Origin of the sequence: Acinetobacter sp. AYS6 (assembly GCF_025630795.1) — a bacterium.
GTDB lineage: Bacteria > Pseudomonadota > Gammaproteobacteria > Pseudomonadales > Moraxellaceae > Acinetobacter.
The window spans coordinates 50,712-74,762 of sequence record NZ_JAOTNV010000007.1 but is presented as its reverse complement, the minus strand read 5'-3'; the positions used below and the strand labels follow the sequence as shown (position 1 = coordinate 74,762).

Below are 24,051 nucleotides of genomic sequence, written 5' to 3'. Positions count from 1 at the left end.
GTTTTGGTGGTGAAGATCGTCCGCGTCGTAGCTTCGATGACAAACCACCGCGTCGTAAATTTGATCGCTAATCAATATTTAGTTTGAAAAAAAGGCCAGTAAAAATACTGGCCTTTTTTATTTTTCAGTTTTGTTATAAACTAACAAAATGTGAATTGGTTCAATTTTTTATTAAATAATGCGTAAAAATAAGCGAAAAGAAACAATAATGGCACAATTGAAGAATCGTTTGATTCAGAGCGGTTTGCCTTATCTTTTTATTGCACTTGTTCTGTGTAATGGTGTTTACTTCGCCTACGCTTTTATAAATGGTAGTTCTGTTGAGCAATTCCAAGCTTCTGAATTGACCTCTTTTTACGAACATACTTCTTCTATTTCTATAAAATAAGTTAGATTTGCTTTTGTTAAAATTACAACAAGTTTGCTAATTTTCAGTGTTATAGTATGCGTGCATAAAAGTGCAGGAACGATTGCCATTATGAATAATAAAACTCCTCTCTCGACTCAACCGCTTATTGAAGTGAAAAACTTGAGTTTTAATCGAGGGGAACGCGTCATTTATGACAATATTAGTTTAAATATACGTCGAGGCCAGATTACGGCCATTATGGGACCTTCTGGTACAGGTAAAACAACTTTATTACGTCTGATTGGTGGACAGCTAGTTCCAGATCAGGGGGAAGTTTTACTCGACGCTAAAGATATTGCCAAAATGTCTCGTCAGGAACTTTTTTCCGCCCGTGCACGTATGGGCATGTTATTTCAGAGTGGAGCTTTATTTACGGACATGTCCGTCTATGAAAATGTAGCGTTCCCAATTCGAGCGCATACAAAGCTTCCTGAAAATCTCATTGCTGAACTAGTTGCATTAAAACTCGAATCAGTGGGTCTACGTGGTACTGAACAATTAATGCCGACCGAACTTTCAGGTGGTATGAATCGTCGTGTAGCATTGGCTCGCGCGATTGCACTTGATCCCGATTTAATCATGTACGATGAACCTTTTGCGGGTCAAGATCCCATTGTAAAAGGTGTTTTGACACGTTTAATTCGTTCATTACGTGAAGCGTTAGATTTAACAACAATTATTGTTTCGCATGACGTTGCAGAAACATTATCGATTGCTGACTACATCTATGTGGTAGCTGAAGGAAAAATTCAGGGAGAGGGTACACCTGAAGAGTTGCAAAAACATGCTTCTCCATTTGTACACCAATTCTTAACAGGTTCGGCAGAAGGACCGGTTGAATACCAGTTTAGTCCTCAAGCTTATTTAAATAACGAGGTTCGTCCATGAATACGATTGCCTGGTTAGGTAGACTCGTTATTGAGCGGATTCGAGGCATTGGTGCTGCGGCACATATGCTCTTGCAGATTATTTTTTCATTTCCTACCAAGGGTGGTTTTGGTCGTTTTGGTTACCAAATGCACCGCGTAGGTGTGATGTCCTTACTTATTATTACCGTTTCTGGTTTGTTTATTGGTGCAGTTCTTGGCTTGCAGATGTATAGCATTTTGGTCACTTTCGGTGCTGAGTCGATGTTGGGTACAGCGATTTCGTTAACACTACTCCGTGAGCTTGCTTCTGTGGTTGCTGCATTGCTATTTGCAGGACGAGCAGGTTCTGCATTGACTGCCGAAATTGGTTCAATGAAGCAAAGCGAACAGCTTGCCAGTATGGAAATGATTGGTGTTGACCCTTTAAAGCAAATCGTATCACCACGTCTTTGGGCAGGTATTGTCAGTTTGCCAATGTTAACTGTGATATTTGCAGCCATTGGTATTATTGGCGGCAAGATGGTCGGCGTTGACTTTTTAGGTGCTGATGAAGGCTCCTTCTGGAGTGGTATGCAAAATACAGTGCGTTTCGGACATGACATTTTCAATGGCACAATTATTAAAAGTATTGTTTTTGCTTTGATTTGTACATGGGTTGCTGTTTATCAAGGCTATGCCTGTGATCCGACACCAGAAGGCATTGCAACGGCAATGACCCGGACGGTTGTGTATTCTTCATTATGTGTTTTAGGTTTTGATTTCGTGTTGACTGCGGTCATGTTCGGAGGGATTTAATGAAATCACGTAGTAGTGAACTGGCCGTTGGTATCTTTGTTATTATCTTCGGTATTGCATTGTTTTTCTTAGCAATGAAAGTGAGTGGGCTTGTTGGTACTAACTTAAGTGATAGTTATACCATGAAGGCTCAGTTTGATAACGTCAATGGGCTAAAGCCACGTGCTAAAGTAACAATGAGTGGTGTTACAATTGGCCGTGTTGATTCAATTACGCTTGATCCGGTTACGCGTTTAGCTACCGTAACATTTGGTTTAGATGGAAAGTTGACAAGTTTCAATCCTGAACAATTAAAAGAAGTTCAGAAGAATGCACTGGAAGAGTTACGTTATAGCTCAGATTATACTCAGGCTTCTCCAGCGCAACAAAAAGCAATGGAACAGCAACTGACCAGTAACATGACCTCCATCACAAGTATTGATGAAGATGCTTATATAATGGTAGCAACCAATGGTTTGTTGGGTGAGAAATATTTGAAAGTCGTACCTGGCGGTGGTGTGAACTACCTGAAACGAGGCGACACGATTTCAAACACTCAAGGAACTATGGATTTAGAAGATTTAATTAGTAAGTTTATTACTGGTGGTGGGGCTGGTAAAGTTGCTGCCGGTTCAAGCTCAGCAGAAGCGAGTGCTCCTGCAAGCACTAATAAAGATAGTGCTGAAGCCTCATTTGTTGAGTAAAAGATTATTTGAAGGAGTGGTTCCTAGTGAATACGTTGTTTAAACAAACCCTGACAGCAAGTCTTTTGTCTACCATGATTGCAGGTACAGCGTTTGCTGCACCTTCAGAAGCACCACCTGATTTTATCAAGCGTGTTGCTGATGGTTTGATTGCTCGTTTGAAAGCTGATCATGCAAAATTGCAAAGTAATCCAGCATTAGTGAAGAGTATCGTACGTCAGAATTTAGACCCGTATGTTGATTCACAAGCCTTTACACGCATTGTAATGGGTACTTATGCGACAAATCAGTATAGTACAGCGGCGCAACGTGCTCAGTTTGAAACAAACTTCCGTAATACATTAATTGAAAATTACGGTAGTGCATTTGCTAAATATACGAACCAAAGCTATACCATGCGCCCTTACAAGGCAACTGCGGGTAAAAACCCAGTAGTGACCTTGGACTTTAGTCATAACGGCGACAAAATTCCGGTATCTTTCCAGTTAGCGGATAAAGGTACTCAATGGAAAATCCGTAATATCAATGTTTCTGGTATTGATTTAGGTTTACAGTTCCGTAATCAGTTTGCTGCAACAGTGAAACGTAATGGTGGCGATTTAAATAAAGCAATTGCAACCTTCCAACCGGATGCGGACGCTGCTGTTAATCAGAACAAACAAAAATAGTAGGTGAAGAGTGGTTCAGTATCTCAACCAACAATTGGTTGTTTCGGGAAAAATTGATTTTGAAAATGCGGAACAACAGTATCAAGCAGGTTTAGCTATCATTAAGAAGCAGCAAAGCTTCCCTCTGGTGGTAGATTTAACAGAGCTTGAGCATGGTAGTACCTTGGCATTGGCTGTTTTAGTTCAATGGTTGCGAGTGACTCCACAAAAAACTGGTTTGCATTTTAAAAATGTACCCGAAAAAATGCTGAAGATCATTCAAGCCTGCCATTTGCAGGAAGATCTACATTTGATCTGATGTTCAAGATGTAAAAAAGCACCTATATTTAGGTGCTTTTTTATGCTTTGGACTAGCATTTTATTACAACGCTTAAATCCATTTTTTCCAGCGGAAATAAATAATAGGGCCAATAAAGAAGCCGATAATAATCAGTAAAACGATGATGAAACTGGTCGTACCGTGTGCAAAAGGCAATACATCTGTATTCATCCCGTAGATGCTGGCAATAAGCATGGGAGGGGCCAACATACTTGGTAAAATCGAGAATCGACGAATCGTGTCATTCTGCTCGGTATTAATGAATCCAGACGTCGTATCAAGCAAGAATCGTACTTTTTGGAATAAGAAAGCATCATGTTCTACAAGTGAGCGTACATCTTCACTCAGTTCTCGAATATCGGCATCGTAAATATGACTGCCTAACGCACGTGGACGCGATAAAAAAGTAAGTACACGTCGTAAATCAATTAAACACAGCTGCGCTTTTCCTAGCATATCTTCTTGTTGAGCTAGACGTGTAATCATGTCATCAAGATCTAGAATTTGTTCACGTTGGTGATTGTTAAGAACCTCTGTCGAGTATTTTTCTAAATCTTTGTGGATATCTTCTAAGATATCCGCAAGTTCATCGAGTTTTGCTTCAAGAAGACCTAATAAAATCCATGTTGGATCTTTATAGTCCATGTCATAGTCATTGCGGCGGGCGCGTGCACGGAAAGCGCGAAAAGCAACTAACTTCTCTCCTCGCATTGTGAAGAGGCGGTCTTTATGTAAAATAAATGCGACCGTTTGCACCATTGCTAAAATGTGTGATGAATCTTCTGCGTCACCATCCACTTGATAGTTTTTATTTTTCGTTAAAAAATAAGTACTGATATGCAAAATACCATCATCATCACGGTAGAATCGTGCTGATGATGAAATGTCTTCAAGCGATTTTAGTGTGGGTAAATTTTGGTCATAGGCATCTAGTACCCATTGTTGCTCTTCTTGCGAGGGTGCAATAAGATCAAGCCAGACTAATTCGGGATGTAGATCAAATCCACCATTGATGGTGGCATCTTCCAGACTTCCGCGTTCTGTGGCATAAAAGGCTTCAAGCATGTGTCTTTTTTCCTCACGCAGTCTGATGGAAATGGATGGGTGTATTTTAGACAAGGATTTGCCGAAAAACACTTGCCAATACGCTATTTTGCAAAAAAAAACTCTATCGATAGTTTAGTTTGTCAGCATGACAGTTCAATAAAACGGTTTTTTACACTATGAATTCAATTTGTATTTTCTGTGGTTCATCTCTTGGTTCAAATCCAATTTTCCAACAAATTGCCAAAATTACTGGTGAGGCTATTGCAAAACAAGGTAAGACCTTGGTTTATGGCGGCGGTCGCTCAGGCTTAATGGGCGTTGTCGCTGATAGTGCCTTGCAAGCAGGTGGACAAGTCATTGGCGTGATTCCTCGTGCTTTGGTCGATCGTGAGTTAGCTCATCCGGGCTTAACTAAATTATATGTGGTCGAAAATATGCATGAGCGCAAAACCAAAATGGCGGACCTCTCCGATGGTTTCATTGCTTTACCTGGTGGTGCGGGTACATTGGAAGAAATCTTTGAACAATGGACGTGGGCACAATTAGGTATACACCAAAAGCCATGTGCTTTCTTAAATGTAGCTGGCTTTTATGAAGATTTACTTAAAATGATTCAAGGGACGGTGGATAATGGATTTAGCCAAGCACGATTCGTTGATAAATTGATCGCATCAGACCAAATTGAAGACATTCTTCAACAATTTGAGCAATATCAGGCTCCTGCTCCAAAATGGACAAATGCAGATGTTCAACCATAAACGAGGTTAAATAAGTGAAAACAATTACGGTCGCTGCTGCAGTGATCTTGAACGAGCAAAATCAGTTGTTGCTTGTGAGAAAGCGTAATACCCATGCTTTTATGCAAGTCGGTGGTAAGCTGGAACCCAATGAGGCGCCAGAGATTACAATGCAACGAGAAATTTTAGAAGAAGTTGGAAGTTCTTGTGTAATTGAGCAATTTCTTGGTCGTTTCGAAACAGCGGCTGCCAATGAGCCAGACCATATTCTGGTCAGTCATTTATATCTTGTTCAGCTCGATCAGGCACCTAAAATTGCAGCCGAAATTGCAGAAATGAAATGGGTTGATTTAAATGATTCAGAAACGCACCTTGCACCATTAACCCGTGAAATTGTTATTCCTTGGTGTGAGCAGCATTTATCTACAGTTTAATCGTTTTAACTAGTCAAAGTTGCCGCTAAACAAGCGGCATGAATAGATGTGCAGCCTAATTGTTTAAGTGCTTGACTGAGTGCATGAATAGAGCTTCCCGTGGTTATCACGTCATCAATGATAAGAACACGGCGATAACGCCGTTTTTCTTGAGTAAGTGCAATAAACTGTTGTTCAATGTTCTCAAAGCGTTCCAGTCGAGAAAGCCCTTTTTGCGAATGTTCAGCAAGACGTTGTACGGGCTGCCAAACAGGTATTTTTAATTGTTTGCTTAAGATGTTTGCGAGTAATAACGACTGATTAAAACCACGTTCAATTAAACGTTGATCCGAAATAGGCATAGGCACAATAGCTTGTACCTTGGGAAATTTGAGTTGTTGTAAAATTTCACCTAACAAAATTTCATAATGTAATTTTTGTTCATATTTAAACTGTTGAATGATTCGGCTAACTGGATAAGCATAATCACAAGCCACAAGAACCGATTGATCATTGCGTTGAATTGTTTGTTTAAGCCAAGGTAAATGCTTCCAACAATCCTTACAGAGCGAATGTTTTTCTCGTACACCTGACTCACATAACAAACAAGGTGAGAGCAATTGAATAAGATGCTGTGGGTTTAAGAAACTAAACATACGCGTAGCGAGGTGCTTCTGGAAGCCAACGTTTTAATAATGCATCTGCTTGTTCTGGATAATCCTTTAAGACTTGCTGAGCTACATAATGAGCTTGACTGAGTAAGTGATCATCACGCTCTAAACGAGCAACTCTAAACCCCATATCCCCAGTTTGTTTAGTGCCCAGTAATTCACCTGGTCCGCGTAACTCAAGATCTTTTTCTGCAATCACAAAGCCATCATTACTTTCTCTTAAAATAGAAAGTCTCTCTTGTCCATTTTGTGAAAGAGGGGTTTTGTATAAAAGTACGCAAAAGCTGGCTTGAGCTCCTCGACCTACGCGACCGCGTAATTGGTGTAGCTGAGAAAGTCCTAAACGCTCAGCATTTTCAATGACCATAATAGAAGAGTTGGGAACGTCGACTCCAACTTCAATGACTGTTGTTGCGATAAGAAGCTGTAACTCATTATTTTTGAACGCTTGCATGACCGACTGTTTTTCATCAGCTTTCATTTTGCCATGCACTAAACCAATGTTAAGTTCAGGAAAGCGCTCTTTCATTTCTTGATAGGTGGCTTCTGCTGCTTGAGCATCTAAAGTTTCAGACTGTTCAACCAGTGTGCACACCCAATAGGCCTGTTTCCCATCTCTACAATTCGAAGCAATTCGTTGCAGTACTTCCTCACGACGATCAAGTGGAATCGTAACGGTTTGAATTGGAGTACGGCCCGGTGGCAACTCATCAATAATTGATGTGTCTAAATCGCCATATGCGCTCATTGCTAGTGTTCTTGGAATCGGGGTGGCTGTCATCACGAGTTGATGTGGGGTGAATTGCTCAGCACCTTTATTACGTAAAGCTAAACGTTGGTCTACACCAAAACGATGTTGTTCATCAATGATTACTAGCCCTAATTTAGCGAAGCCAACATTGTCTTGAAATAGGGCATGTGTACCAACAATAAGCTCCGCATGGCCTTCTTTAATTTGCTGCTCTGCTTGAGCACGCGCTTTACCTTTTTGCTTTCCAGATAACCATGCGACAGTAATGCCTAAAGGTTCAAACCAACGCTTAAAATTCAAATAGTGCTGTTCTGCAAGAATCTCGGTAGGAGCCATTAATGCAACCTGCCAATCAGCCTCTAAAGCATGACAAGCGGCTACAGCGGCAACCAAGGTCTTTCCGGCACCTACGTCACCTTGCACTAATCGAAGCATCGGTTGGTTCTGTTTTAAGTCATTCAAAATTTCTTTAGATACACGCTTTTGTGCATTGGTCATTTGAAATGGCAAAGCTTCTAATAGTTTTTTAGCTAATATTTTACTACTTGAGAAAGCTGGAGATGCAATTTGACGAATATAGGCACGGCGATTAAGTAAACTAATCTGGTGGGCAACCAGTTCTTCAAAAATAAGCCGTTGCTGTGCAGGGTGCGACCCTTGAGCCAATTGGAGCATATTGGCATCAACAGGAGGCTCATGAATGTAATACAGAGCTTCTTTAAGCGCATAGCCATTGGTATATTTTTTTGGGAGCAGCTCTGGTAAAGCATCACTATGATGTTTTAAAGCTTGCTTTACATATTCACGTAATTTGGGCTGAGTTAGTCCGTCCGTGCTTGGGTAAATTGCTGTAAGCTGAGTTTTTGGTAGAGGTGTATGTTCATGAATGAGCTGAATTTCAGGATGATACATCTCAAGGCCGCGAGCACCCACGCGAACTTCACCAAAAATACGTAAGCGATGTCCGGGTTTTATTTTGTCAGTCAGGTTTTTATAAATATGATAAAAGCGTAAGGTGACTTTACCGAATTCATCCTGAACCAAGGCTGCCATAGATTTTCGTTTTCCCGGAGGGAAATCAATTGATCTGACCTCGCCTTCGAGTAAATAGCTACGTCCAACCACAAGTTGATTCATTGGAATAATCGTACTGCGGTCTTCATAATCACGTGGCAGATGAAACAGTAAATCATCTGTGGTAAAAATATTTAGTTTTTCGAGCAGGGCTGCTGAAGCCGATCCAACGCCTTGTAACTGATGGACTGAAGTCATGTCCCCTCAACGAGTTTTCTATGCATATATTATTTATCGGTTATGGTAAAACATCTCAGCGTGTTGCTAAACAACTATTTGAGAAAGAACATCAAATTACCACAATCAGCCGTAGTGTAAAAACGGATAGTTACGCAACCCATCTTGTTCAAGATATCTTTAAACTCGATTTAAGTAAAATTGAACCTGTAGATGTTGTATATATTTTACTTTCTCCAAACGAGAGTACGGTTGAGGGCTACCAACATACTTATGTAGATAGTATTGAACCGATTCGAGATGCATTAAAAATACATCCAGTAAAAAAAATAATCGTAGTGTCGTCTACACGGGTATATGGTGAAAATGCAGGGGAGATCATTGATGATTTTAGTGAAATTCAACCAAGTGATGCACAAGGCCATATCTTGCGTAATATGGAGTTGCTTTGGCAGAAATATTGTCCAAAACAAAGTGTAATTATTCGCCCAACTGGCATTTATGGCACTTCCATAGCCCGCTTGAAGAAAATGGCTGAAAATAGTCAAAGTTATCCAAATATTCATTATAGTAATCGAATACATATTGATGATTTAGCAAGATTTTTAGCTTTTATGGTGGACTATGAAACTGATCAAGCGAGCTATATTGTCACTAATAATCAACCATTGCCGTTGCATGAAGTTATCGTGTGGTTTCAAAAACAACTGGGATTGCCAGAGTTAACTTTAGAATCGAACCAAACTTCAGGTAAAAGAATTTATGCGAAACATTTGCCTGCAACAGGTTTTCAACTAGAACATCCAATTTGCTTTAATGACTATCTATTATGTTTAAATGTTCATGGTACAAAATAATATTTTGATTAAACTTTAAATAAGAATAGAAATACCTGATGAGGCAACCAAATTGCCGATAAAGATAAAAAGGTTGAAAGTGAAAAAAATATGCTTAGCTCTTATTTTGAGCTTAACAGCCGTCGCGAGTTGGGCCGAGGATCAGGTGTGGTGTGCATATGATCCGATTGGTTCCCAAGGGGATATCACACGTCGTTTAAATGACATTCGGTTATATGCCCAGCAATACCAAGTCAAATTTAAAGTAGTGACCTATCAAAAAGAACAGCAGGCCATACAAGCGTTTGATGAAGGTAAATGTTCAGGTTTAGCGGCATCTAATTTTAATACTTATCGTTATAACCAGTTTATGGGGAGCACAGCTGGTATCGGGCTCATTCCTAATAATCGTACTGCTAAAAACCTATTGCAGCTTTTGAATCATCCAACAGTCGAGAAAAGACTAATTTCTAAAGACTATGAAGCTGTAGGCATGATTCCAATTGGCACTGCTTATATGGTCCTAAAAAATAAAAAAATCTCTAGAGTTGCTCAATTAAGAAATCAGCGTATTGGCGTTTTGCCAAACAACCCACCACAACAGGCATTGGTACGAAGTGTAGGTGCTCAGCCAGTTTATGTTGATTTATCTAATGCGATTGTGCAGTTTAAGCAAGACAAAATCGATATTGTCCCAGCCCCAGTGTATGGTTTATTACCATATAATTTACAAAAAGAATTTGGACCAGATGTCCAAGTCATTAACTTTCCCTTGGCATATTTTGGCGTCAATTTAATTATTAAGCCGCAAGCTTATCCTGCTAATTTTGGTCGAAAAATACGAGGATGGTTTGTTCAAAATAGCCAATTACTGACTAACCGCGCAACTCAGTGGGAAAATCATTTACCTGCTTATTATTGGGTAGATGTCTCTTTTTATGAGAAGCAAAGTTATGACGTGATGGTTGCCAAAATACGTAATCAGTACGTGCTTTCAGGTTATTACGATGCTTATTTTGTTCAACTTATGAAGCGTCTGCGTTGTATGGATGATCCACGCTATTTTGAATGCCCAATGCGCTAATAAAATAAAAGGCAACCGAAGTTGCCTTTTATTTTGAGTAAACATCTTAGGATTTTTTACGCTTTAAACGTCGTTTTGCTTGTTGAGATGCCATCGCTTCAAGTGCATCTTTTAGCTCTTCGTCGGTAAAGGTCGTGATGTGTTGCAACATTTGTAAGGTTACTTCATCAAGTACCAACTGTGCGCCAGCAGCCATTTGACGGAAATTATCATCAAACTCGATTTGGCCTTGGTCGTTTGTACGAATGTAATTTTGCTGTGTAAGAACTTTTAAGAAGCTTTGGAATAAAGCTTTGTCAAAGAACTCTGGCGAATTAAATTCATATAGAACTGACAAGCGTTGTCCGAGTAAATGACTTAACTCTTCAACTTGTTTAGCAGAAATATTGCCTGAACCACGTTGAGTAATGAGCGCAAGCGTCATGTAGTAACGCTCAAGACTTTGCTTAACAGGCGTAGCTAAAACAACAAGCTGATTATGCTCTTCAGTGTTTGGTGCAGAGCTAATTAAATTACCTTCATCATCTTGCTGAATAAGATTCGATTGAACCAATGCATTTGCATATTGCTCAATTTGTTCTTTAAGTTCGCTACTCTTCCATTTAAGGAATAACTCTGCTTTCAAGAATGGATACAAAGTATAGATAACATTGGTTAAATCTGAACGGCTGATTTTTCCATTGTGTTCAACAAGTGATGCAACCAATGAAGGTAAAACAAAGGCGTGCAAAATGTTATTACGGAAATAGGTTAGAAGAACAGCTTGGTTGTCTTCAATCGCAATAATATCGCCTAGTGCATGCTGAACTCGTTTAATGAGTTTAAGCTTTAAACCATACGCAATAATTTCTTTACCAGAAAGTGGCGTTACTTCCATACGTTGGTCATATGGGAAGTTTGACGCTAGATTGCGGTAAGCTTCAAGCTGCTTAATACAAATTTCTTCATCCAGCGTATGCTTTGGAGTTGCAAGCAAAATAATAGAAAGTAAAGAGACAGGGTTAATCACCACAGCTCGGTTAATGTTTTCTAAAATTGCATGTGCAGAGCTATTTACTGCATCTGAAACCGCTTGAGGAATTGGGTCGTCATTTTTCTCGATAAAAACGTTTTCTGCATTATGTTGTTTAAGCAAATCATCAAGGAAAACAGGTTCACCAAAGTTCACGTGGACTTTACCGAAAATACGTTCAATTTTTCGTAAGGTTTTCACAATACCAAAAATTGATTCAGCTTCTTTCGGTTTACCTTGCATTTCGCCTACGTAGGTCGAGCCTTCCATCAGGCGTTCATAGCCAATGTAAGTTGGTACAAAAACAATTGGCTTTGTACGACCACGTAAATGACTATGAACCGTCATGGCAAGCATGCCCGTCTTAGGCGGTAATAGACGTCCTGTACGCGAACGTCCACCTTCAATAAAGTACTCAAGTGGCGTGTTACGTGACAAAATACTATATAAATATTCTTTAAATACCGTTGTATAAAGGCCATTGCCGCGGAATGAGCGGCGAATAAAGAAGGCGCCACCACCACGTAAAAGCTGACCAACGAAAGGCAAGTTTAGGTTATCACCCGCAGCAATATACGGAACCATAAGGCCACGTCGATAAATCACATAAGACAATAATAAGTAGTCAATATGGCTGCGGTGGCAAGGCGTGTAAACCACTTCATAATCTTTTGCCAGTTCACGAACGGTACTGAAGTTATGCACATCTACGCCGTCATAAAGCTGGGTCCATAAGCGCGTTAAAGCAAGATCGGCAAAGCGGACTGCTGAGTGTGAATAATCCGATACGATTTCATTTACATAACCAATCGCACGACGTTCAGCTTCGAGCATACTGACTTTCCCGCGAATACTTTCACGGCGGATTGCTTCTTGAACATCGCGAGATTTCACAACCGACTGCATGACATTACGGCGATCCGATAAATCGGGGCCTAAGACCACTTCACGCTGACGATCTAAGTAATCATTTAACGTACTTACAATATAAGTGGCTGGCGAAAGATTTGGATAATGCTGTTGAGCATATTCAACTAGTTCGCGTAACGATTGCGGTTCATGAAACTCTAAATAAGATTGACGGCCATGTAAGCCAATGTTGACCAATTGCTTAACGGTGCTCGGTGTAGCCCATGTGTCTGAAAATAAGAGCTTAAACCAAGAATCTTCTTTATCTGGTGAGCGTCCCCATAAAACGGTAACCGGAACAAGCTCTATATCAAGTTCAGGATTTTCTTGTAAGACTTCAATTAGTTTTAATAAGCGTGGTGGAAAAGCATGAGGAGGAGGATTCAGTAAATTATTTTCATCATTGTGCTGTAAAAATAAAACTGATGCTTTTTCCTGATGAGTGCCAACAACTAATGGGTCTAATGCAGGTTTTAAATTTAAACGACGCGTTTCCCCATCAACCACCAAAGCATTACTTCGAGAATGGTTTTGTAAGACATAGCACACCACTTTCTGGCGGTCAGTCTTTGCTTCTGTTGTTTCTGATACTGGTTCAGTAGGAACTTCCCCAAGAACATGTGGTGTTACCACGAGGTCAAGTAGCTTACTCGAAAGCCGACGATACATTTGACCAAACCCACTCTTGGACATAAGAACTCCTACTTCTTAAAGACAAATCCCAGCACCAAATGCGGAGGGTAATTATTTTGAGGCATTTATTGAAAAAAACAATATGCTAACAGCTTATAAATTATAATGCTTTTGGCATATTTTATCGTTAAAAATCGTATTTTTAGCTGTTATATAAGCAATGTTCGTCAGAAGTTGACTGATTGTTCCATGTTCAAATAGTTTTTTATGGCACAATAGATTCTACACATCTGTCCTTTAATACGATTTTTTACCTGAAATATGAAGGTATCTCTCATGAATGCGTTAACCCAAGAACTAGTCGAGCTTCTCACTTTAGAAAAGCTAGAAGAAAATATTTACCGTGGCATGAGCCGTAATCTTGTCGGTAAACGTGTCTTTGGTGGACAAGTTTTGGGTCAGGCTTTACGCGCAGCATCTTATACAACCGATCGCCCAGCGCATTCTTTGCATGCATATTTTTTGTATGGCGGCGATATTAATGCCCCAATCATCTACGAAGTAGATCGTTTACGGGATGGGAAGAGTTTTGTAAGTCGTCAAGTTCGTGCGATTCAGCATGGTCGAATAATCTTTTCAGCGATGGTTTCTTTTGCCAATCCAGAAGAAGGTTTGAATTACCAACATCAAGAACCTGAGTATCCTGCACCAGAAACGCTTAAATCTGAAAATGAGCTAAAACAGGGTATTTTAAATTTTGTTCCTGAAAATGTTCGTGCTAGTTTCATGCGTGAGCGTCATGTAGAAATTCGCCCAATTGATCCGGTAAATCCATTTCAACCGCAACCAGAAGCTCCCTATAATGCGCATTATATTCGCACGCATGACCGTATCCCAAAACAATTAGATGATATTGCCTTACATCAAGCGATTGTTGCTTTTTATTCAGACTTTACCTTAATGACAACGGCTTTAAGACCGCATGGCTTGAGTTATATTTCTCCAAGTTTGCAATGTGCAAGTATTGATCATGCAATTTATTTCCACCGTCCGCTGCGTGCAGATGAATGGATGCTTTATGACATGGAAGCCACGGTGAGTGCAGCTTCAAGAGGTCTAAATTTCGGTCGCATGTGGCAAAATGGCCAACTTGTATGCAGTACTGTACAAGAGGGTTTAATTCGTTTGCGGGAAATTGAAACCCAATAGACCTCTTAACAGAGCCATCTAATAGATGGCTTTTTTATTTTTAATGGGAACGATGTGACAAAAAATTGCTCGAATGAAAAGCAACCTCATGTCATATTGTAAACAGGTATGCCAACTGAAAAAAATAATGCTGATATGAACTTAAATACACAAATTCTGATTGCCGCCATATTAGGTTTAGCCTTTGGTTTCCTACTCACCATGTATCCAGACACAGCTTTTGTAAAGCATAGTTTATATGGGCTTGGAATATTAAGTAGTGTTTTTATTGGGCTTCTAAAAATGCTTTTGGTGCCTTTAATTTTTAGTTCGATTGTTGTGGGGGTATCAAATCTACAAGCAGGCGGACAGTTAGGGCCAGTCTGGAAAATCACATTTTTATGCTGTTTAACCACAACAACTTTAGCCCTAATTCTAGGTATTAGTTGTGCTCATTTGTTTGAGGTTGGGCGTGGCATAGATATTTCTATTTTCCAGACATCCATGCAAAACTATCAAGCACCAGATAGCTTAAATCCTGCAAGTTTTTTCACTAATTTTATTCAAAATACTTTAATCAACCCATTTAAAGCGTTTAGTGATGGTAACGTATTGGCCGTTGTGGTCTTTGCCTTATTTGTTGGCGTGGCTTTAGTGCAGGGTGGAGAGCGTTTCAAAAGTATTCGTCTATTGAGTCACCAGTTTTTTGAAATGATGATGATGCTCGTTGGCTGGGTAATGAAGCTAGCGCCATTGGGTATTTTTGCTTTATTAGCAAAGCTAATGGCAACCGAAGACATTTCAGTATTAAGTCGTTTGGCTGAGTTTGCCGTTGTGGTAACAGGCACAACCATTTTCCATGGTGCTGTTGTTTTACCACTCTTGCTCTGGATTTTTGGCCGCATGAGCCCTTGGACTTTTTTCAAAGGGACGCGTACAGCTTTAATTACAGCATTTGCAACAAGTTCTAGCTCTGCCACTATGCCGCTAAGTATGAAATGTGCGCAAGAAAACTTAGGCGTTCGCCCTCAAACAGCGGGATTTGTTATCCCACTTGGCACTCAGCTTAATATGGATGGTACTGCTTTATATGAGGCGGCAGCTGCACTTTTCGTAGCAAATTTGGTAGGACTGGATTTAAACCTGACACAGCAAATTATCGTGTGTTTAACGGCAATGATCGCATCACTCGGTGCTCCAGGAATTCCGAGTGCGGGTATGGTGACCATGATTATGGTTTTACAGTCGGTGGGTTTACCAGCCGAGGCAATTGCCATTCTACTGCCGATTGACCGCTTACTAGATACGGTAAGAACAGTGGTAAATGTGCAAGGTGACATGATGATTAGTGTTGTTGTAGATCGTTATACGAAAGATAAAGATATCAGTGTCTAATATCTCGAAATAAAAAAGCAGGATTTAAAATCCTGCTTTTTTTTATTTTTAAGCTGCTTGAAGTTCTGCTCTTTTTGCTGCTGGAGATTGCGATAAATAGCTAACCGCATCTTCAGTGCTACCTTCTTTGACCGGATCATACCAAGGCATGAGGTAATCAATTTGTTGAGCAATTAGCCAAATTGGGTTTGGTAGAATCTGATTATCTTTTCGGCTAATTTTGTACCATTCTAAAGCAACCCACACTGGGAAAAATCTAGATTTAGCGGTATCTGAAAAGCGAGGATCTTGTTTCATAATATGTGCAGCGCCGTCTACCCATAAACCAAGTACCAGCACAATCACGGCAAGGCTTAAATAGTAGCGTGGAATATAGCCACCACCAAGATGACGATATAAATCAAATGCTACAGTACGGTGTTCAATTTCTTCTGAACCATGCCATTTAACCAGATCGACCATTTCAGGGTCGGCACCTAATTCTTCCCAACGCTTGTTATATAGCGCATATTTACCTAACACGCAGGTCATATGTTCAACAGTGGCAACAACGCCTAAACGGAATAAATCCCACTGACCTTGTAAAAAATTTGGAACTTCTTTATCAAAAGGTTTATCTGCTAAAGCTGTCGTAAATAAATAGTTCATAATGTCCAGATTTCTCTGGATATCAATATTACGGACGCTTAAATACTCTTTGTTTGCAGAGGTGTGTGCATTGGCATGCATAGCTTCCTGACGGATAAATGCCTGTACATCCTGTTTAAGTTTTTCATCTGTGATTTGCGGTAAGACCTTATTATACAAACGGCAAAACCAGAACTCTCCAGCAGGTAAGATATTATTAATTTCATTAATAAAATAACTTGCGAAAGGCTGATTAGGAATCCAGTCGACAGGGGTTTCTTTCCAGTCAAATTTCACTTTACGTGGAAGAATTTTATAATCAATAGAAGAACCTAAAGCCTTGTTCTTCAAAAAAGATAACAATTTCATCATTTAGTCCTGATTTTTAACTCGATGAAGTTAATAACGAGTATAAAAAAAGCCCCTACATTTGTGTTTAGCAATAGGGGACAATTGAATATAAATTTAATGAAAAAATTGTATCTGTGAGGATAATTTAGCTTTCAGCATCCTCATCTGTCGCTTCAGGAATTGAATCGACATCAAATTCTGGCTGTTGATCAAGCGTAAAATGCAGACGTCCACCCATGACACTTGCAAGTTCTTCCAAACCTAATTTGTTAAGTGAAGAGAAAAGCTGAATTGAAAAATCAAGCTTCATTTTTTTAAGTTGCTGTTTAACTTCAAGCAATACTTTATTTGCAGGACCGCGATTGAGCTTGTCTGCTTTTGTTAAGAGAATATGAACAAATAGATGACGTGAATAAGCCCACTCTAGCATCATCATGTCAAAATGCTGTAGAGGGTGTCGAATATCCATAAGTAAGACTAAGCCTTGTAAGCTTTTACGGTGAATTAGATAGTTTTCTAATTCCTTTTGCCACACCTTTTTCATATCTTCAGGTACAGCTGCATAACCGTAACCTGGAAGATCGACTAAACGCTGATCAGGATTACCTAGACTAAAGAAATTAATCATCTGGGTACGACCAGGCTTTTTAGAAGCACGGGCAAGTTGTTTCTGATTAGTTAATGCATTAATCGCACTAGACTTACCAGCATTTGAGCGTCCTGCAAAAGCAATTTCGTAGCCACTATCTTCAACACAAAGTGCCAATTTAGGTGCACTCATTAGAAACTCAGCTTGGCGTAACCAGTTTAGAGATTGCACAGCATAGGCTGTGATCGCCGGATCTGGTGCTTTTTCATAGCTGATCTTTTGCTTGGGTGCGAGTCTGGCTTTGGTGTCTTTCGATTTTTCACTACGACGCATAAAAAATAACTTTTTAAATGAGAGGGCTCGCGCCTAGTATAAAGGAGCTTGGGTATTCTTGCTAATTTTCAATAAATCAACTTATGAAAATCAATAGAAGTTAGATTTCTAAAAAGGCAATAGGGGAGTTAGCAGGAGCAGATTTAGATTGCTGCAAAACCTCTCCGAGTGTGTATTGGTCTAGGCTTTGATAAAAGCTCTCTAGAGCTTGATCTAAAATACCTTTTAAACCACAGTGACTGCGTAATACACAAGGTGGTGTATTGCATTCAACGATTTGATTGTCACCTTGTAATATTCGAACAATTGAACCTAAATTTAAATTAAGTGCATCTGGGTTTAAGCGAATTCCACCGCCTTTTCCGCGAATGGTAATAATCCATTCTTGTTTGCCCATAAAGTGAACAACTTTAACCAGGTGGTTTTGTGAAACATGCAAATCTTTCGCGATTTCTGCAATCGTGTAGGGTGCATCACTTGGGCGAGCAACATACATTAATATTCGTAATGCATAATCGGTAAATTTATTAAGCTGCATGATCACCAAAAATGGAAGAGAAAAAGGATGATCATCTTAGCCTGAAAGTTTAAATAAGAAAACTTTCAGGCAAGAGGTTTTTACATTACAGCGTTAAAGGAGCTGAAACCTGTACTTGATCGCCCACTCTATAATGTTCAAGCAAGATGTTCGAAACTGAGAATTCAGTATGGTTTTCTTCAGGCTGAACTTCAAAATGATATGAGTTGTTTTCTTGAGCTTCTGTAAATTTAAAGGCTTTAGGTTGTTCAAGCTGCTCATTTGGAACTTGTACTTTAACAGAGATAAAAGCATTTGCAGGACTGGTTAGTACTTCTTCATGGTCAGTTGCTTTTAAGGTGAAACGTTTACCAGATTCAAGAGGGTCGATTTGTGTAATTTCAAATGAGCGCCAGCCTGCCCATCCACCTTTTAAGCTCTCAAGTTGCTCATATTTTTGTTTTTCAACGCCAATCAAGATATCTGCTAATTGTAGATAAGCTTGCTTCCATGCTTCGATAAGCTCTGATTCAAATGGAACATTGAGTACTTCACTAATTGAATGAAGTAGGTTGTCACCAACAATTGCATATTGATCAGGTTGAATATCCAAGCTCACATGTTTAGTAGTGATACGTTCAACAGCTTTGGCTAGAACAGTAGGGTTCTCAATATTTTCTGCATACGTAAGAACTGCAGCTGCAAGCGCACGCGGCTGACGTAAGCTCGTTTGGTCATCTAAGTTAAAAACATTTTTTAATTCGGGATTGTTATTAAGCATACGCTTATAAAAGTATGTAGTCAGCGTAACACCGTGTTCACGTAAAACCGGTACAGTAGATTTAACAAGTTCAATTTGTTGTGGAGTCATGGCTAGACCTTATTTATCTGGCTATATAAGATGTATTTAAAATACATCTTTAAAAAAGTAATGGCAATAGCTTTTCGAGAAAAACCATAAAAAAATTAGGGAATATAAAATTCCCTAATTTAAAAGTGATATATAGTTAAGAAAGTTATTTGCCAAATAGTGAACCAAGCAGACCTCTCACTAATTTTTGACCTGTACTCCCGCCCAAACTTCGTGCCGCACTTTTTGCAAAAGTACCAACAATATCTTGCGTAAGCTTAGCTCGTTCACGTGCAGCTCGTTCTTCTTCTTTTAATTGTTCGCGTGCCAAGCGCTCTTGTTCCTTTGCTTGCTGTTTTGCTAAAGTTTCTTGCTCTTTTTCCTGCTGTTTAGCAAGTTCAGCACTTTGTTGTTGCTGTTCTCGTTCAGCGACTTTATTTTGTAGCATTTCATAGGCGCTATCACGATCTACAGCCTGTTCGTAAATGCCAGCAACAATACTTTGAGCAATAATGTTCTTTCGCTCTTCTGGTGTAATTGGGGTAAATGAAGAGTAAGGCGGCATCACCCAGCCACGTTCTACAATTTGGGGAGTACCTTGCTCATCTAGGCAGCTAATGAGTGCTTCACCAACACCAAGTTCAGTAATCGCTTCATCAACTTTAAAGTTTGGATTGGCTCGGAAAGTATCTGCTGCGGTTTTTACCGCTTTCTGATCTTTAGGGGTAAATGCACGTAATGCATGTTGAACGCGATTACCAAGTTGACCCAGAACACTTTCAGGTAAATCAAGTGGGTTTTGAGTAATAAAATAGATACCAACACCTTTAGAACGAATTAAACGAACAACTTGTTCAATTTTGTCTTGAAGTGCTTGGCTGGCATTGTCAAATAATAAGTGAGCTTCATCAAAGAAAAACACGAGTTTGGGTTTGTCTAAATCACCCACTTCTGGAAGCTGTTCAAATAGTTCTGAAAGCATCCATAAAAGGAAAGTGGCATATAGCTTAGGTGTATTCATGAGCTTGTCAGCCGCAAGAATATTAATGTAGCCATGTCCATTTGCATCGGTTTGAATAAAATCTAAAATATTTAAAGCAGGTTCGCCAAAAAACTGCTCTCCGCCTTGATCGGCAAGAGCCAGCAAATTGCGCTGAATAGCACCTAGGCTTGCTGGAGATAAATTGCCATATTCGGCTTTGAACTCGGCTGCATGTTCACTCACAAAAGTGATCATTGCTTTTAAATCTTTAAAGTCGACTAAAAGTAAACCTTGGTCATCTGCAATACGGAATACAGCAGAGAGCACACCCTCTTGTGTATCATTTAAATTGAGCATACGAGCCAATAAAATTGGCCCAATCTCAGAAATGGTGGTACGAATAGGATGGCCTTGTTGGCCGAACAAATCCCAAAAAACGACAGGATTTGCTGCGAAAGGAACGCTATCAATCTGCAAAAGCTTGAGTCGTTCATTAAACTTATCAGAAGCTTCGCCTGCTTTTGCAAGGCTCGAAACATCACCTTTTGCATCGGCAAGAAATACAGGAACGCCAATTCGAGAAAAACTTTCTGCTAAAACTTTCAATGTAACTGTTTTACCTGTACCTGTGGCACCTGCAATTAGTCCATGACGATTGGCAAACTGGGAAAGCAAAACAATTTCTTTTGATGTGTCATTAATATTTTTAGCAATAACAATCGGTGTACCCATATATTTTTATCCTTTGGTTCGAGCCACTATAATGTTGTCGTTTTACAGCTGTTTCAGTGCATTTTCGATATCTTGAATTAAATCTTGCGGATCTTCTAGTCCTATACAGAAGCGAACCAATAATCCTTGTTGTAAATGTGTATTCTCAAGTTTTCGCATCATTTTTAAATCATATAGCATGATTAGACTAACTGGTCCTCCCCAGCTAAAACCAAGTTTAAATAACTCTAATGCATCGCAGAAACGACGTACTGCTGTAATGTCATAATCCGGTTTAAAAATAACACTGACTAAGCCAGCACTTTGACCGCTTGCGCAGATCTCTTGCCAATATTGGTGGCCTGGGGCGCTCTCATCACTTGGGTGTAGAACTTGTGAAAATTGAGGTTGGTCTTTTAGCCATTTAAGTAAAGTCTGGGCATTGGTTGACTGTTGTTTATAACGTAAAGACATATGCGCCAGACTGCGCTGAATCTGAGCTGCATCATCTCCAGAGACTGCAATACCTAAAATGGCATGTGTACGGAACAGGCGATGATGAAGTTTCTCATCACGAGTTACAATGCTGCCCATTAATATGTCACCGCCACCGCTCGGATATTTGGTGAGTGCATGGACGGTTAAGTCGACTGATAAATGTTCATCAGAAAAATCAAAAGCATTAAATGCTAGCCCAGCTCCCCAAGTGTTGTCTAGGGCTGTTAATACACCATGTTTTTTAGCTTTTTTGACTAGGTTTTTAAGATCAGGGAATTCTAGAGTAACTGAACCCGCAGCCTCTAACCATAACAGTTTGCTTCTTTGGGTCGGTTGAAAACTTGAAGCATCGATGGGGTTATATACTTTAACAATAACGCCATATTGATCTTGTAGATGATTTAAATGTTCTAGGTTCGGTCCATAAATGTTGTCTGGTACCCATACTTCATCATTTGTGCTTAAAAATGCTGAGTTCACAACATTAATTGCTGATAAGCCACTCGGTGCAAGCAAACAATGCAATCCACCTTCAATTTGCGCAATATTGTCGCCTAAGGTGAAGGTGGTGGGGGTGCCATGCGTCCCATAGCTATAGTCATAAGGGTCAGTCCAATGGCGATCAAAAAGGTGCGAAGTTGATTTAAAAATAATAGTTGATGCACGAAATAAGGGTGGTTGCACTGTTTCGATAAATTGCGGAGCCTTTCTTTGTGCGTGAATGAGGCGAGTCTGGAAGTCATTATGCTTTTTCATAGTGCGTTGCATTTTAGATAATAAAGTTAGATTAAGAGAAATTTATATTCTTCGCTAGATTTACGAAGTTTTATAAGACGTTTCGTTACAGTAGACCCATAAAATAAAAACTTGGCTTTATTTTTGCAAAGACCACTACAACATTCTAACAACAATAGGTTTAAGCGCATGAAGTCGCATTTACGTGTTCACTATTTTCAACATATCGCGGGTGAGGGATTTGGAAGTTGTTACTCATTTTTAAAAGCCCACCACGCGACCATTAGCTCTACGGAGTTTTTTGCACTTCCAGTTGATCGATCACTTGAAATAGAAGCCTTGCCCAGAATCGAAGAGGTTGATTTATTATTGGTCATGGGTGGAACCATGAGTGTAAATGATGAGGCAAATTTTCCATGGCTAAAGATAGAGAAAAGGTGGTTACGCCGTTATTTAGCAGCAGGAAAGCCGGCTATTGGTCTTTGTTTGGGCGGGCAGTTAATTGCTAATGCGTTAGGGGCCGCGGTGAGCCGTAATCGCTATCAGGAACTTGGATGGTCAACGGTTCAGAGGGTGGCAAATTTACCTCAAGAAAGTTTTCCGTTACCTGAAAAGATAAAGGTTATGCAGTGGCATAGTGAGACATTTGAAATACCTAAAGGCGCTATACACTTAGCTGAAAGTCAAGCTTGTCGCAATCAAATGTATCAGATTGGAAAAAATGTGTTGGGTTTTCAGTTCCATCCGGAGATGACACCAGCAACTTTAGCACTACTCCTTGAAGATGAAGAAGAGTTGTCTGTTTTTGATGGAGAAGGAGAATATGTTCAATCTACCAATGAACTACAGTATTCAGAAGCACAAAAATTTGAGCAAGGTAATCAACTCCTCAATAAAGCGATTGAATTTGTAATAAATGCCTAGATGAACTCTCAATGCTCGGTTAAAGCAGGTTTTATAGAGAAAATAGAAAAAGAGAATTGCATAAGACTTAAACAATCGTTATAATGGGCGACCCTCAAAAGGAGGGGCATTTGCTGCGAAGAAAGTGGTAAATGTGCATTACAGTCGTGGCATCGATCATGACCTTAGTGATTTTCACTGCCTTTGACACTTACCGATAGGTGAGATGCGTCAAGGGTGATTCTTTATATGTTTGGCTTGGAGTTTACTGGTATGTCTAACCAGAGAATTCGTATCCGTTTGAAGTCTTTTGATCATCGTCTGATTGATCAATCAGCTCAAGAGATCGTAGAAACCGCTAAGCGTACTGGCGCACAAGTTTGTGGTCCAATTCCGATGCCTACTCGCATCGAACGCTTCAACGTTCTTACTTCACCGCACGTTAACAAAGATGCGCGTGACCAGTACGAAATCCGCACCTATAAACGTTTGATCGATATCGTTCAACCTACAGATAAAACTGTTGATGCATTGATGAAATTAGATCTTGCGGCTGGTGTTGATGTTCAGATCGCTTTGGGTTAAGGCTTTCGGTTGATTAACTTTCAAGTTAATTAGGCCGCTTTTTTAGAGGTTTATGCACATGGCTATTGGTTTAGTCGGTCGCAAATGTGGTATGACTCGCATCTTTACAGATGCAGGTGTTTCTGTACCTGTTACAGTCATCGAAGTCGATCCAAACCGCATTACGCAAATCAAAACACTTGAAACTGATGGTTATCAAGCAGTTCAAGTAACTACTGGTGAACGTCGCGAATCTCGCGTAACTAACGCTCAGAAAGGCCACTTTGCGAAAGCTGGTGTTGCTGCTGGTCGTTTAGTTAAAGAGTTCCGTGTTACTGAAGCTGAGCTTGAAGGTCGTGAAGTTGGCGGTACTATTGGTGTTGATTTGTTCACAGTTGGTCAAGTAGTTGACGTAACTGGTCAATCAAAAGGTAAAGGTTTCCAAGGTGGTGTTAAACGTTGGAACTTCCGTACCCAAGACGCTACTCACGGTAACTCAGTTTCTCACCGTGTATTAGGTTCTACAGGTCAAAACCAAACTCCTGGTCGCGTGTTCAAAGGCAAAAAAATGGCTGGTCACTTAGGTGATGAACGCGTAACAGTACAAGGTCTTGAAATCGTATCTATTGACGCTGAACGTTCTGTTTTAGTTGTTAAAGGTGCAATTCCTGGTTCAACTGGCGGTGACGTGATTGTACGTCCTACCATCAAGGCCTGAGGG

The 24,051-nt window shown here is 39.9% G+C and carries 26 protein-coding genes and 1 pseudogene; 16 read left to right on the top strand and 11 right to left on the bottom strand.

Annotated elements, in window-relative coordinates; genetic code table 11:
• From OD757_RS18320 to OD757_RS10930, 7 genes are all read left to right on the top strand, one after another.
• A partial coding sequence (locus OD757_RS18320) for a hypothetical protein (protein ID WP_411267186.1) occupies nucleotides 1-71 on the top strand: 71 nt, incomplete at its 5' end.
• A gap of 107 nt (nucleotides 72-178) precedes the next feature.
• The gene (locus OD757_RS10955; protein WP_263031882.1) at nucleotides 179-388 is read left to right on the top strand and encodes a hypothetical protein; all 210 of its coding nucleotides are present in this window, start codon (nucleotides 179-181) and stop codon (nucleotides 386-388) included.
• Nucleotides 389-478: 90 nt separating this feature from the next.
• Nucleotides 479-1,297, top strand: coding sequence for an ABC transporter ATP-binding protein (locus tag OD757_RS10950; RefSeq protein ID WP_009388001.1), 819 nt, complete (start codon nucleotides 479-481; stop codon nucleotides 1,295-1,297).
• Nucleotides 1,294-2,073, top strand: coding sequence for a lipid asymmetry maintenance ABC transporter permease subunit MlaE (gene mlaE, locus OD757_RS10945; RefSeq protein WP_009388006.1), 780 nt, complete (start codon nucleotides 1,294-1,296; stop codon nucleotides 2,071-2,073). Before OD757_RS10950 ends, mlaE begins: the two co-directional genes overlap by 4 nt.
• A complete protein-coding gene (locus OD757_RS10940; RefSeq protein ID WP_263031881.1) occupies nucleotides 2,073-2,756 on the top strand; it encodes an outer membrane lipid asymmetry maintenance protein MlaD in 684 nt (227 codons plus the stop codon). The genes mlaE and OD757_RS10940 overlap by 1 nt, the downstream gene beginning before the upstream one ends.
• A gap of 26 nt (nucleotides 2,757-2,782) precedes the next feature.
• A complete protein-coding gene (locus OD757_RS10935) occupies nucleotides 2,783-3,424 on the top strand; it encodes a phospholipid-binding protein MlaC (RefSeq protein WP_004789665.1) in 642 nt (213 codons plus the stop codon).
• 10 nt (nucleotides 3,425-3,434) lie between these two features.
• Complete coding sequence (locus OD757_RS10930) at nucleotides 3,435-3,722, top strand: lipid asymmetry maintenance protein MlaB (protein WP_263031880.1); 288 nt, start codon at nucleotides 3,435-3,437, stop codon at nucleotides 3,720-3,722.
• Nucleotides 3,723-3,794: 72 nt separating this feature from the next.
• Here OD757_RS10930 and OD757_RS10925 read toward each other — a convergent pair whose 3' ends face one another.
• The gene (locus tag OD757_RS10925; RefSeq protein WP_004789661.1) at nucleotides 3,795-4,808 is read right to left on the bottom strand and encodes a CorA family divalent cation transporter; all 1,014 of its coding nucleotides are present in this window, start codon (nucleotides 4,806-4,808) and stop codon (nucleotides 3,795-3,797) included.
• 158 nt (nucleotides 4,809-4,966) lie between these two features.
• Here OD757_RS10925 and OD757_RS10920 point away from each other — a divergent pair, with 158 nt between their 5' ends.
• Nucleotides 4,967-5,548 carry a TIGR00730 family Rossman fold protein gene (locus OD757_RS10920; protein WP_263031879.1) on the top strand — a complete coding sequence of 194 codons (582 nt, stop codon included), beginning with the start codon at nucleotides 4,967-4,969 and terminating at the stop codon, nucleotides 5,546-5,548.
• Between the two features lie 14 nt (nucleotides 5,549-5,562).
• Nucleotides 5,563-5,961 (top strand): NUDIX hydrolase, encoded by a 399-nt coding sequence (locus OD757_RS10915; protein ID WP_005038468.1) that lies wholly within the window; start codon nucleotides 5,563-5,565, stop codon nucleotides 5,959-5,961.
• 5 nt (nucleotides 5,962-5,966) lie between these two features.
• Here OD757_RS10915 and OD757_RS10910 read toward each other — a convergent pair whose 3' ends face one another.
• Both OD757_RS10910 and recG read right to left on the bottom strand, forming a co-directional pair.
• A complete protein-coding gene (locus tag OD757_RS10910; RefSeq protein ID WP_263031878.1) occupies nucleotides 5,967-6,596 on the bottom strand; it encodes a ComF family protein in 630 nt (209 codons plus the stop codon).
• On the bottom strand, nucleotides 6,589-8,634 hold the full coding sequence (gene recG, locus OD757_RS10905; RefSeq protein WP_263031877.1) for an ATP-dependent DNA helicase RecG: 2,046 nt from the start codon (nucleotides 8,632-8,634) through the stop codon (nucleotides 6,589-6,591). Before recG ends, OD757_RS10910 begins: the two co-directional genes overlap by 8 nt.
• Nucleotides 8,635-8,654: 20 nt before the next feature.
• Here recG and OD757_RS10900 point away from each other — a divergent pair, with 20 nt between their 5' ends.
• Complete coding sequence (locus tag OD757_RS10900) at nucleotides 8,655-9,470, top strand: SDR family NAD(P)-dependent oxidoreductase (protein WP_263031876.1); 816 nt, start codon at nucleotides 8,655-8,657, stop codon at nucleotides 9,468-9,470.
• A gap of 79 nt (nucleotides 9,471-9,549) precedes the next feature.
• Nucleotides 9,550-10,533 (top strand): putative solute-binding protein, encoded by a 984-nt coding sequence (locus tag OD757_RS10895; protein ID WP_263031875.1) that lies wholly within the window; start codon nucleotides 9,550-9,552, stop codon nucleotides 10,531-10,533.
• Nucleotides 10,534-10,579: 46 nt separating this feature from the next.
• On the opposite strand, the gene plsB is transcribed toward OD757_RS10895, so the two are convergent.
• Entirely contained in the window at nucleotides 10,580-13,147 is a 2,568-nt protein-coding gene (gene plsB / locus OD757_RS10890) for a glycerol-3-phosphate 1-O-acyltransferase PlsB (protein ID WP_263031874.1), read from the bottom strand.
• A gap of 276 nt (nucleotides 13,148-13,423) precedes the next feature.
• On the opposite strand from plsB, the gene OD757_RS10885 reads away from it, so the two are divergent.
• Both OD757_RS10885 and OD757_RS10880 read left to right on the top strand, forming a co-directional pair.
• Entirely contained in the window at nucleotides 13,424-14,296 is an 873-nt protein-coding gene (locus OD757_RS10885) for an acyl-CoA thioesterase (protein WP_009388043.1), read from the top strand.
• A gap of 108 nt (nucleotides 14,297-14,404) precedes the next feature.
• A complete protein-coding gene (locus OD757_RS10880; RefSeq protein WP_009388008.1) occupies nucleotides 14,405-15,670 on the top strand; it encodes a dicarboxylate/amino acid:cation symporter in 1,266 nt (421 codons plus the stop codon).
• A 48-nt stretch (nucleotides 15,671-15,718) separates the two neighbouring features.
• Here the strand turns inward: OD757_RS10880 and OD757_RS10875 are convergent, their stop codons facing one another.
• The 7 genes and pseudogenes from OD757_RS10875 to OD757_RS10845 all read right to left on the bottom strand — a co-directional run bounded on the left by OD757_RS10875 (nucleotide 15,719) and on the right by OD757_RS10845 (nucleotide 21,884).
• Nucleotides 15,719-16,669: a metal-dependent hydrolase gene (locus OD757_RS10875; RefSeq protein WP_263031873.1), complete on the bottom strand. Its 951-nt coding sequence runs from the start codon at nucleotides 16,667-16,669 to the stop codon at nucleotides 15,719-15,721.
• Nucleotides 16,670-16,793: 124 nt separating this feature from the next.
• Nucleotides 16,794-17,570: a ribosome biogenesis GTP-binding protein YihA/YsxC gene (yihA, locus tag OD757_RS10870; protein ID WP_004789642.1), complete on the bottom strand. Its 777-nt coding sequence runs from the start codon at nucleotides 17,568-17,570 to the stop codon at nucleotides 16,794-16,796.
• 100 nt (nucleotides 17,571-17,670) lie between these two features.
• Nucleotides 17,671-18,108 carry an RrF2 family transcriptional regulator gene (locus tag OD757_RS10865; protein WP_263031872.1) on the bottom strand — a complete coding sequence of 146 codons (438 nt, stop codon included), beginning with the start codon at nucleotides 18,106-18,108 and terminating at the stop codon, nucleotides 17,671-17,673.
• An 85-nt stretch (nucleotides 18,109-18,193) separates the two neighbouring features.
• Entirely contained in the window at nucleotides 18,194-18,958 is a 765-nt protein-coding gene (locus tag OD757_RS10860; RefSeq protein WP_263031871.1) for a globin domain-containing protein, read from the bottom strand.
• 2 nt (nucleotides 18,959-18,960) lie between these two features.
• Nucleotides 18,961-19,088, bottom strand: a pseudogene (locus tag OD757_RS10855) (hypothetical protein).
• Between the two features lie 15 nt (nucleotides 19,089-19,103).
• Entirely contained in the window at nucleotides 19,104-20,651 is a 1,548-nt protein-coding gene (locus tag OD757_RS10850) for a helicase HerA-like domain-containing protein (RefSeq protein ID WP_009388030.1), read from the bottom strand.
• A gap of 42 nt (nucleotides 20,652-20,693) precedes the next feature.
• Nucleotides 20,694-21,884, bottom strand: coding sequence for a PLP-dependent transferase (locus tag OD757_RS10845; RefSeq protein WP_263031870.1), 1,191 nt, complete (start codon nucleotides 21,882-21,884; stop codon nucleotides 20,694-20,696).
• 168 nt (nucleotides 21,885-22,052) lie between these two features.
• Between OD757_RS10845 and OD757_RS10840 the strand changes: the two genes are divergently transcribed.
• The 3 genes from OD757_RS10840 to rplC all read left to right on the top strand — a co-directional run bounded on the left by OD757_RS10840 (nucleotide 22,053) and on the right by rplC (nucleotide 24,048).
• Entirely contained in the window at nucleotides 22,053-22,787 is a 735-nt protein-coding gene (locus OD757_RS10840) for a type 1 glutamine amidotransferase (RefSeq protein WP_263031869.1), read from the top strand.
• 252 nt (nucleotides 22,788-23,039) lie between these two features.
• Nucleotides 23,040-23,351 carry a 30S ribosomal protein S10 gene (gene rpsJ, locus OD757_RS10835; RefSeq protein WP_000070912.1) on the top strand — a complete coding sequence of 104 codons (312 nt, stop codon included), beginning with the start codon at nucleotides 23,040-23,042 and terminating at the stop codon, nucleotides 23,349-23,351.
• A gap of 58 nt (nucleotides 23,352-23,409) precedes the next feature.
• Nucleotides 23,410-24,048: a 50S ribosomal protein L3 gene (gene rplC, locus OD757_RS10830; RefSeq protein WP_004639526.1), complete on the top strand. Its 639-nt coding sequence runs from the start codon at nucleotides 23,410-23,412 to the stop codon at nucleotides 24,046-24,048.
• The last annotated feature ends 3 nt before the right edge of the window (nucleotides 24,049-24,051 follow it).

Excerpts from the sequence above, each read along its gene's own strand:
- OD757_RS10955 (WP_263031882.1), top strand. The coding sequence starts at position 179 with ATGCGTAAAAATAAGCGAAAAGAAACAATAATGGCACAATTGAAGAAT.
- OD757_RS10950 (WP_009388001.1), top strand. The coding sequence starts at position 479 with ATGAATAATAAAACTCCTCTCTCGACTCAACCGCTTATTGAAGTGAAA.
- mlaE (WP_009388006.1), top strand. The coding sequence starts at position 1,294 with ATGAATACGATTGCCTGGTTAGGTAGACTCGTTATTGAGCGGATTCGA.
- OD757_RS10940 (WP_263031881.1), top strand. The coding sequence starts at position 2,073 with ATGAAATCACGTAGTAGTGAACTGGCCGTTGGTATCTTTGTTATTATC.
- OD757_RS10925 (WP_004789661.1), bottom strand. The coding sequence starts at position 4,808 with ATGCTTGAAGCCTTTTATGCCACAGAACGCGGAAGTCTGGAAGATGCC.
- OD757_RS10920 (WP_263031879.1), top strand. The coding sequence starts at position 4,967 with ATGAATTCAATTTGTATTTTCTGTGGTTCATCTCTTGGTTCAAATCCA.
- OD757_RS10910 (WP_263031878.1), bottom strand. The coding sequence starts at position 6,596 with ATGTTTAGTTTCTTAAACCCACAGCATCTTATTCAATTGCTCTCACCT.
- recG (WP_263031877.1), bottom strand. The coding sequence starts at position 8,634 with ATGACTTCAGTCCATCAGTTACAAGGCGTTGGATCGGCTTCAGCAGCC.
- OD757_RS10900 (WP_263031876.1), top strand. The coding sequence starts at position 8,655 with ATGCATATATTATTTATCGGTTATGGTAAAACATCTCAGCGTGTTGCT.
- plsB (WP_263031874.1), bottom strand. The coding sequence starts at position 13,147 with ATGTCCAAGAGTGGGTTTGGTCAAATGTATCGTCGGCTTTCGAGTAAG.
- OD757_RS10885 (WP_009388043.1), top strand. The coding sequence starts at position 13,424 with ATGAATGCGTTAACCCAAGAACTAGTCGAGCTTCTCACTTTAGAAAAG.
- OD757_RS10880 (WP_009388008.1), top strand. The coding sequence starts at position 14,405 with ATGCCAACTGAAAAAAATAATGCTGATATGAACTTAAATACACAAATT.
- OD757_RS10875 (WP_263031873.1), bottom strand. The coding sequence starts at position 16,669 with ATGATGAAATTGTTATCTTTTTTGAAGAACAAGGCTTTAGGTTCTTCT.
- yihA (WP_004789642.1), bottom strand. The coding sequence starts at position 17,570 with ATGCGTCGTAGTGAAAAATCGAAAGACACCAAAGCCAGACTCGCACCC.
- OD757_RS10865 (WP_263031872.1), bottom strand. The coding sequence starts at position 18,108 with ATGCAGCTTAATAAATTTACCGATTATGCATTACGAATATTAATGTAT.
- OD757_RS10860 (WP_263031871.1), bottom strand. The coding sequence starts at position 18,958 with ATGACTCCACAACAAATTGAACTTGTTAAATCTACTGTACCGGTTTTA.
- OD757_RS10850 (WP_009388030.1), bottom strand. The coding sequence starts at position 20,651 with ATGGGTACACCGATTGTTATTGCTAAAAATATTAATGACACATCAAAA.
- OD757_RS10845 (WP_263031870.1), bottom strand. The coding sequence starts at position 21,884 with ATGAAAAAGCATAATGACTTCCAGACTCGCCTCATTCACGCACAAAGA.
- OD757_RS10840 (WP_263031869.1), top strand. The coding sequence starts at position 22,053 with ATGAAGTCGCATTTACGTGTTCACTATTTTCAACATATCGCGGGTGAG.
- rpsJ (WP_000070912.1), top strand. The coding sequence starts at position 23,040 with ATGTCTAACCAGAGAATTCGTATCCGTTTGAAGTCTTTTGATCATCGT.
- rplC (WP_004639526.1), top strand. The coding sequence starts at position 23,410 with ATGGCTATTGGTTTAGTCGGTCGCAAATGTGGTATGACTCGCATCTTT.